This window comes from Janthinobacterium sp., from assembly GCF_031995485.1.
In the GTDB taxonomy this organism is placed as follows: domain Bacteria; phylum Pseudomonadota; class Gammaproteobacteria; order Burkholderiales; family Burkholderiaceae_D; genus Janthinobacterium.
The window spans coordinates 13,231-21,825 of the sequence record NZ_DAMAGB010000027.1 but is presented as its reverse complement, the minus strand read 5'-3'; the positions used below and the strand labels follow the sequence as shown (position 1 = coordinate 21,825).

Genomic DNA, 8,595 nt, shown 5'->3' with positions numbered 1-8,595 from the left:
TCCCTGTGGCTCACATGAGTCGTTGATGGCAGGCTTACCATGGCATCTTGCTTTCCCACTGCGCGTCATGGCCGCCCGTCGATCTCGCCACGGCATGATAGTCGGCATACGCTTCGGCCAGCAGCACCGGCGGCACGTCGGCCAGCGGCACCGCTTCGTCGCGCCAGGACTGCGGCAGGCGGTAGAAGGCCAGTGTCTTGAGCGCCGCCGCCATCTGCTCTTCGGGCAGGCCGCTGCCGGAAAACTCGATCTGCGCGCGCAGGCCGGCGCTCGGGAAGTCCTTGTGGTACTCGGTAAACACGCCGCCATCTTCGGCCTGGCCGCGCAGGTAGCCCTGCTTGCCGAAGGCGCCGCGCAAGCCGAAGGTGTCGCCGACCCAGCCCTGGCGGTCGGCGATTTCGCGGCCGGCCATCAGCGAGGCGTCGGGCAACTGGTGCGCCAGCTGGTCGAACAGCGGCTTGAGCTTGTAATCCTTGAAATGGCGCTGCCAGGCGGCGATTTGCTCCGCATCGAGCAGCGAGGCGTGCGCCAGGCGCAAGCGGCTGCTTTCCTTCAGTTCGACTTCGTCGTCATGCACGTCGAGCAGGCTGCCATCATCGCTTGGACGCAGCAGGGTCTGCCCGCCGTCATCTTCGCATATCCACACCAGCGACTGCACCAGGCGCCCGACGATCGGATGGCGCAGCAGGTACTCGCTCCAATCGCCCGCCGGCCACACGCGGCCCGCGCACATCGCTTCGTACAGGCGCGCCGTCTGCATGGTGATGACCTGCTTGAGCTCCTTCTTGCTGCTGGAGAGCTGCTGCTTGGCTTCCTTGGCCAGTTCCGGCGCTTCGTCCTGGCGCGGCTCGGGCAGCGCCTTGATTTCCTTGCCATCCGGGTTGTGCAGCACCGGCTTCATGGCGCCGTCCAGCGTCACGACAAACACGCGTTCGCCATACGGCAGCTCGAGCCGGCCGCTGTCGTCGAAGCCGCCGGTCGGGATCGTGCGGTCGCCCAGCTGATCCTGGCTCCAGCCCTTGCCCTGCGCGATGCGCTCGACCAGCAGGCGCGCCTTTTCCTGCACCGAGGCGGTACGGTAGCGGCGCGCAATGCCCAGCAGCAGCTGGATCACGGCCGGATCATAGCCGTCGGCCAGGCCGTCGAGCATTGCCTCGATCTGCGCGCGGCGCGGATAATGGTCGCGGATATAAGCTTGCATCAGGCTTACCGCCAGGTGGCCCGGCGTATGCGCGGCCAGCGCCAGGATGCCTTTTTCGCCGATGGCGCTGCCCAGGTATTCGGCCAGCTTTTCGCGCCGCACTTCGTCGAACACCTGTTCCGGCGTCAGCTTGCCCTGCGCGCCGTAATACTCGGGATAGCGTTTGGCGCTGTCCTGGTAGCCCTGGTAGCGGCCGGGCGCCTGCGCTTCGGCGTGCGCGGTGGCCACCTCCATGCTGGGCCCGCGCGTATCCTGGGCGATAAACTGGCGCAGGATGGTTTCGCCCAGCGCCGCGCGGCTGCCCTCGTCGAGCAGGCTCAGATAGCGCAGCAGCAGGCCATTGCCGCCCGGCTCCTTGAGTTTGCAGGCCAGCACCACCCACCAGCGGATGATGTCCGGCTCCACCGGCGAGCCATCGGTCCAGCGGCAGGCCGGCAGCGCCTCGAACGCAAACCAGGCCAGGCCGACCGGCGCCTTGCCCTTCAGGCCCTTGCGCGCGGCGGCCAGCAGCACTTCGGGCGACAGGCGCGCACTCAAATCCTCGCCCAGCTTTTCCAGCGCCGTCAGCAGCGCGGCAATCACGGTTTCGCGCGACTCCTTGTCCAGCGCCTGGTATAGCGCCGGCACGGCGGCGCGGTAATCGAGGTCGGCCAGCCAGCGCGCCGCGCCGATGCGCATGTCCTGCTTGCTCGAGCCCAGCGATTCGGCCACGCGCTTGCCGATGTCGGGCAGGCCGGCCAGCACCTGCTGGGCGGCAGCGCGGTATTGCTTGCCCTCGCCGAGCGCAAACTCCATCACGCGCGGCAGCCATTGCACCGGCAAGGTGGGGAACATCGCCAGCACTTCCAGCGTGGTGCCCAGTTCCGGTGGCGAGACGCCCTGGCGCTTTTCCACCGCGCGCAGGCCCAGTCCCTGGTCGATCAGTTCCGTGCGTTCGGCAAACAGCGGCCAGACCATGGCGGCGTCCAGCATCTGCTGCGGCTTGCCGCCCCACCAGCTGCTGGCCAGGCAGACCATGGCCACGCTGTCGTGCTGGTCGCCCGCTTCGCGCATGGCGCGGTCCAGCAGGCGCAGGTCGAACGCCGCCTGATCCTGGCGCGCCAGCCATTGCTGGAAGAAGCCGTCATGCCAGAAGCGCTGGCTATTGCGCTGCGTGGCGATGATCCAGCGCGTCATCTGCGCCATGCCGAATTCCGGCAAGGCCGCCAGCTTGCCCTGGAACTCGACCACGCTGGTCACCAGGTTGTTTCTCAAAGGCTGGTCGTCGCCCTTCTGGCCCTCGCCATTGAGCACGCGGATGGCGCCTGCCAGGTAGTCGTCCTTCAGCGCCTCGTAGCGCTTCAGCGCGGCCTGCTGCCATGTGTATTTGTGCTTGCCCAGCTGGTTCTGCTCGCGCTCCTGTTGCGCTTCGATGCGGTACTTGGCCAGCAGCGCGGCGTGATTGGCGCGCAGCAGCTGCAACGCGTCGTCGCCGAGCCGGGTGGCCGGCGGCGCGGGCGGCAGCGGCGGCACATGCAGTTCGCCGGCCCCCGCATCGCTGGCCGCGCCTAGCCACGACAGCGCATTGCGGATCGCCGCCTGCACCGGCTTGCTCGTTTCCGCCGCCAGCGCGTCTTCCAGCAGTGCCGCCTGTTGCGGCCCCAGGCCGCGTCCCAGCAGCTCGGCCGCCTGCACCCGCTCTTCCGTCTTGCCCGTCACCAGCAACTGCTGCAGCAGCGCGACGCGGCGCTCTGCGGGAATCGCCGCCAGGTGCGGCGCCGCTTCCGTGCGCACGGTCTTGCCGCCATCGACGGCCAGGCGCACCAGGATCGCCGCAAAGCGCTCGGCCAGCGCCGGTGCGCTGCCCAAGCGCCGCGCCAGCTGCACCTTGCCGCTGGCCGACAACAGGCCCGGCAATTGCTCCACCAGCTCTGCGTGCGCCAGCATGTACTCGTCCAGCGCGCCGGCCGCCAGCAGGTACGGCATCGCGCGGTCGCGCTCGTAATCGGACAGGGCGCTGCGCTCGAACACCATTTGCAGCGCGCCGATTTCCGGTTCGCCCTCAACGGTCAACAGGCGCACCAGCAGTCCCACATGCCAGCCGCGCCGGTTCACCACGGTGGCCGTGGCGCGCGTGTCGTCAAAGCTCGCATGCAGCGCGTCGTTGACGACATAGTGCAGCCAGTCCGGCACGGGCGCGCCGCCGCGGTCGAGCGAGTCGCCCTGGTCGGCCGCCTGCAGCAGCTTGCCCAGGCGGATCAGCACATCCGCGTCGAGCTTGCCGGCATCGAACTGCGCATAGAACTGGTGCCGGTGGCGCAGGCTTTCGGACGCCAGCGCGCCGTCTTTCTTGTCCATGTTATAGCTGTAAAAACCGCTGACCAGCCGCCCCGGCCTGCCCAGCAACAGGCCGCCGCGCGGCGCCTCCTTTTGCAGCGCCAGCAGCACGTCGGGGTCGCCGCCGTTGCAGACAAAGTCGCAGGCGCGCTCCCACAGCGGCGTGGAGATTTGCGTCAGTCCGCGCAAACCCTTTTTCAATTGCGCGTAGTCGTCGAGACCCGCCGCCTGCTGCGCCGCTTCCAGTATTTTCTTGAACATGTGTCGTCTATCCTTTTTTGTCATCAAAGCCCTACCAGGGCATTTTGTCTTCCCAGCCGGCGTCGAAGGCGCCCTGCGCCGCCACCGCCAGGTAATCGTTATAGGCTTCGGCCAGCAGCACTGGCGGCACCTCGGACGGCCGCATGGCGCGCTGCTTCCATGGGCCCGACAGGCGCTCGAAGCTCAGCTGTTTCAGGGCGGCCGGCAGGTTGTCCTCGGGCAGCGCATTGCCGGAAAAGTGGATCACCACGCGCAGGTCAGCGCCGCCAAACTCCTTGTAGTAATGGTCGAAGATGGCGCCTTCCTCGGCCTGCGCGCGCTGGTAGCCGAGCTTGCCAAAGGCACTGCGCAAGGTGTATGCGTCGCTGACCCAGCCCAGCCGGTCGCCGATATCGATGTCCGTCAGCAGGGCGGCGTCGGGCGACACGCGCTGCAACTGCTCGAACAGCGGCTTGACCTTGTAATCCTTCAGATGGCGCTGCCAGGCTGCCACCTGCGCGGGTTCGAGCAGCGAGGCGTGCGCCAGGCGCAGCACGCTGCCGGGCGCCAGCGCCACCTCGTTGTCGTCCGCGTCGATCAGGCTGCCGTCTTCGGTGGGACGCACGACCTGCGGTGCGCCTGCGCCATCGTCCGCCAGCCACAGCAAACGCTGCACCAGGCGCCCGACGATCGGGTGGCCGGCCAGGTAGGCTTGCCACTCCGCGACCGGCCAGCTGCGGCCCGTGCACATGGCGTCGTACAGGCGCGCGGCCTGCATCGTGACCACCTGTTTCAGTTCCTTCCTGCAGCCGGCCAGCGCCTGTTTCGCTTCCCTGATGCTGTCGGCGTCGTCGCCCTGGCGCGGCTCCGGCAGCGCCTTGACTTCCTTGCCGTCCGCATTGCGCAGCACCGGTTTCAATGCCGCGTCGAGCGTGACCACGAACTGCCGGCCGCCGTAATCGAGCTCCAGCCGGCCATCGTCATCGAGTCCGCCGGTGGGCACCGTGCGGTCGGCCAGCTGGTCTTCGCTCCAGCCGCGCCGTTCGGCTATCTGGTCGACCAGGTCGCGCGCCTTGTCCTGCACCGACGCGGTACGGTAGCGGCGCGACACGCCCAGCAGCAGCTGGATCACGGCTGGGTCCATGCCGCCGGCCAGGCTTTCCAGCATCGCTTCGATCTGCGCGCGCCGCACATGAAAGGCGCGCATATAAGCCTGCAGCAGCCCGACCGCTTCCGCTCCCGGCGCGTAGGCCGCCAGTGCCAGGATGCCCTTCTCGCCGATCACGCTGCCGCGGCTTTCGTCATAGGCGACAAAGGCGCGCAGTATCGTGGAACCCAGCGCGGCGCGGCTGTCCTGCGACAGCAAGCCGAGGTAGCGGACCAGCAGTCCATTGCCGCCCGGCTCCTTCAGCTTGCAGGCCAGCACCACCCACCAGCGGATGATGTCCGGCTCGACCGGCGCGCCATCGTGCCATGTGCAGGCAGGCAGCGTCTCGAACGGGAACCAGGCCAGCCCCGCCGGCGCCTTGGCGTTGAGGCCCTTGCGCGCGTCAGCCAGCAGCTTGTCGGGATGCAGGCGCGGCGCCAGGTCTTCGCCCAGGGTTTCCAGCGCGGCCATCAGCGCCGCGCTGACGGTTTCGCGCGTTTCCTTGTCGAGCGCCTGGTACAGCGCCGGCACGGCGGCGCGGCAATCGAGGTCGGCCAGCCAGCGCGCGGCCACGCTGCGCACTTCCTGTTTATTCGACGCCAGGCTGTCGATCACCTGCAAGCCGATATCGGGCACCTTGCGCATGACATCCTGCGCGCCCTGGCGATAGGTTTTGCCCTCGCCCAGCGCCAGCTCCATCAGGCGTGGACGCCAGCGCACGGGCGGCTGCGGGAACATCCCGATCACTTTCAGCGTCCACGCCAGTTCCAGCGTGATGTCGCTGCGCGCCACCGACAGGCCCAGTCCCTGCTCGATCAGCGCCGGCTGTTCGTAAAACAGCGGCCAGATACTCTCGGGTGGCAGCATGTCGTGCGGCGAGCCGCGCCAGGCGGGCTGCAGGCAGTCCAGCGCCACCAGGTCGGGCATGGCGCGGGCTTCGCGCAGCAAGGTGTCGACGGTGCGCAGGTCGATGCTGGCCGGGTCCTGCCGTTCGAACCAGTCGCGCAAGGGGCCGTCGTTCCACACCGACAGCCAGCGCTGGCGCATCGGGCCATACCACAGCGCCAGCTGGCGCAGCCCGAATCCTTCCAGCGCGAAGATGCGGTCGCGGTAGCCTATCGTCTCGCGCATCGCATGGTCTTTCAGCAGCGCGCGGTCGGCATCGTCGCCATCGCCATTGAAGGCGTCGATCACGCCGCGCAGCTGCGGCTCGCCGATTGCATGCTGCTGCTCCCTGCGCTGCTGCTCCCAATCGTACTGTTCGCGCCGGCCACGATTTTGTTCCACTTCATCGCGCGCGTCTTCATCGCACCGCTTCAGCAGCGCGACATGGTTTTCCAGCAGGATCACCAATGCCTCGTCGTCCAGGAAGGTCTGCTCTGCTTCGGGCGCGGGCGGCGGCGCCTCGTCAAGTACTGCGGTTTGCGCGTCGCCCATGCGGGCCAGCGCGTTGGCGATCGCCTGCCTTGCCGCCTTGCCCGATTCGTTCGCGTAGGCTTGCTCCAGCAGCGCGCGCCGCGCGGTTGACGGCGTGCGGCCCAGCAGCTCGGCCGCCTGCGTACGCTCGTCGAGCTTGCCGTCCACCAGCCAATGGCGCAGCAGTTCGAGCTGGCGCTCTTCGCCGATGGCGCTGACGAACGGCGCGGCGGCGGCGCGCACGGTCTTGCTGCTGTCGACCGCCAGCCGCACCAGCACATCGTCAAAGGTCTGCGCCAGCGATTCGGCGCCGCCGATGCGTTCGGCCAGCACGCGCTTGCCCTGGGCCGACAGGCGCGGCGCCAGTTCGCGCACGTCGCCGGGCTGTTCTTCCATCACGTTGTCGATCACATTGGGCACCAGCAGCCGCTGCAGGCAGCGCTCGATCATGTAGTCGGCGACCTGGCGGCGCTCGAATACCAGCTCCAGCGCCAGCGCTTCGGGCAGGTCTTCGGCTGCCAGCAGCCGCATCAGCAGCCGGGTATTCCAGGCGCGCCGGTTGGCGGAAGTGGCGTCCTCGCGCGTTTCGCTGCAGGTGCCGAACAGCGCGTCGTTGACCAGGTAATGCAGCCAGTCGGGCACATTGGCGCCGGTCGGCTCGAACGATTGCCCTTGGTCGCCCGCCGCCAGCAACTTGCCCAGCCGCACCAGCATGGCAGGAGACAAGGTCTCGGCGTCGAGCATGGCGTAAAAGCCGGCACGCGCGACCAGGCCGGCGCGCGCCAGCTTGGCTTGCTTGTCGGTGATGCCGATGGCGAAAAAAGCGTGGCTGAGGCGGCCCGGATGACCGAGCATGGTGGCGGCGTGCGAGCCAGCCTGCTGCAGCTGCTGCAGCACGATTTTCTGTTCGCCGCACAGCACAAAGGCGCAGCTGCGCTGCCACAGCCCTGTGTCAATGGCGGCCAGGCCCTTGAGGCCGGCTTCCAGCGCCGCTGCCAGTTCGCCGTCGACGGCGTGTTTGCTCGTATCGTTCATCAGCATCCTTGTGGTGTGCAGGCGTCCCGTGCAGATTGATTATGCACGGCGGGTATTGCATTTTGCCAAGTTGCTGATTGTATATTTTTATCTTCCTGCCATGGCGTACAGTTGGATTTGGCGTGACCTCAAAGATGTGTCGGATTACGCGCGCAGCGCTAATCCGACCTGCGATGCCTGGCTTCCTCGCATGGCGTACGGTTGGATTTGGCGTGACCTCAAAGATGTGTCGGATTACGCGCGCAGCGCTAATCAGACCTGCGATACTGCCAAGGAAGGTAGGTCGGATTAGCGGGGCGCAGCCGCGCGTAATCCGACGCCACCACCAGCGCTGGCGATCTTACGTTGGCGTAGCGAGTTTGTAGATACTCGAAAAATCGAGACCACCCGCGCCCGACTTGCTGTGCAGGTCATAGAGCTGGCGCGCCAGCTCGCCCAGCGGCACGCTGGCGCCGGAAGCCCCCGCGCTTTCCACCGCCAGCCCCAGGTCTTTCAGCATCAGGTCCACCCCGAAGCCGCCCGCATAATCGCGCGCGGCCGGCACATTCTCCGCCACGCCCGGACACGGGTTGTACACTTCCAGCGTCCAGTTGCGGCCCGAGCTTTTCGCCATCACGTCGGACACCACTTTCGGGTCGAGGCCATTGGCCACGCCCAGGCGGATCGCTTCGCTGGTGCCGATCATCAGTATCCCCAGCAGCATGTTGTTGCAGATCTTGACCGTTTGCCCGCTGCCGCTGGGACCGGCGTGAAAGATATTCTTGCCCATCTGTTCCAGCAATGGCCTCGCGCTGGCGAGATCCGCCTCCGCCCCGCCGACCATAAAGGTCAGCGTGCCGCCGGCCGCGCCGGCCGTGCCGCCCGAGACAGGCGCGTCGATCATGCGCAGGCCCCTGGCGCTCGCCGCGGCGGCCACTTCGCGCGACACGTCCGGCGCAATCGTCGAACAATCGATCAGCAAGGCACCCGCTTTCGCATGCGCCAGGATGCCGCCTTCGCCCAGATACGCGCCCTGCACATGGCGGCTGGCCGGCAGCATGGTGATGACGATATCGGCTGCGGCAATCGCCGCCGCCTGGTCGTCCGCCGACAGGCCGCCGCCAGCGACGAACTGCTGCACGCTGGCCGGCATCAAATCGAAACCGGTGACGGCATGGCCGGCGCGCGCCAGGTTCTGCGCCATCGGCAGGCCCATGTTGCCCAGGCCGATAAAAACGATGTTTGAAGTCATCGCCGCCCC

3 protein-coding genes are annotated in these 8,595 nt (G+C 67.5%); all 3 read right to left on the bottom strand.

The features are described 5' to 3' along the window. Positions 1 to 34: 34 nt before the first annotated feature. Positions 35 to 3,778 carry a DUF4132 domain-containing protein gene (locus RTQ46_RS15595; RefSeq protein WP_312437927.1) on the bottom strand — a complete coding sequence of 1,248 codons (3,744 nt, stop codon included), beginning with the start codon at positions 3,776 to 3,778 and terminating at the stop codon, positions 35 to 37. A 31-nt stretch (positions 3,779 to 3,809) separates the two neighbouring features. Then, positions 3,810 to 7,355, bottom strand: a complete 3,546-nt coding sequence (locus tag RTQ46_RS15590) for a DUF4132 domain-containing protein (protein ID WP_312437926.1) — start codon at positions 7,353 to 7,355, stop codon at positions 3,810 to 3,812. A gap of 340 nt (positions 7,356 to 7,695) precedes the next feature. Beyond that, positions 7,696 to 8,586: a 3-hydroxyisobutyrate dehydrogenase gene (mmsB, locus tag RTQ46_RS15585; RefSeq protein ID WP_312437925.1), complete on the bottom strand. Its 891-nt coding sequence runs from the start codon at positions 8,584 to 8,586 to the stop codon at positions 7,696 to 7,698. Between the last annotated feature and the right edge of the window lie 9 nt (positions 8,587 to 8,595).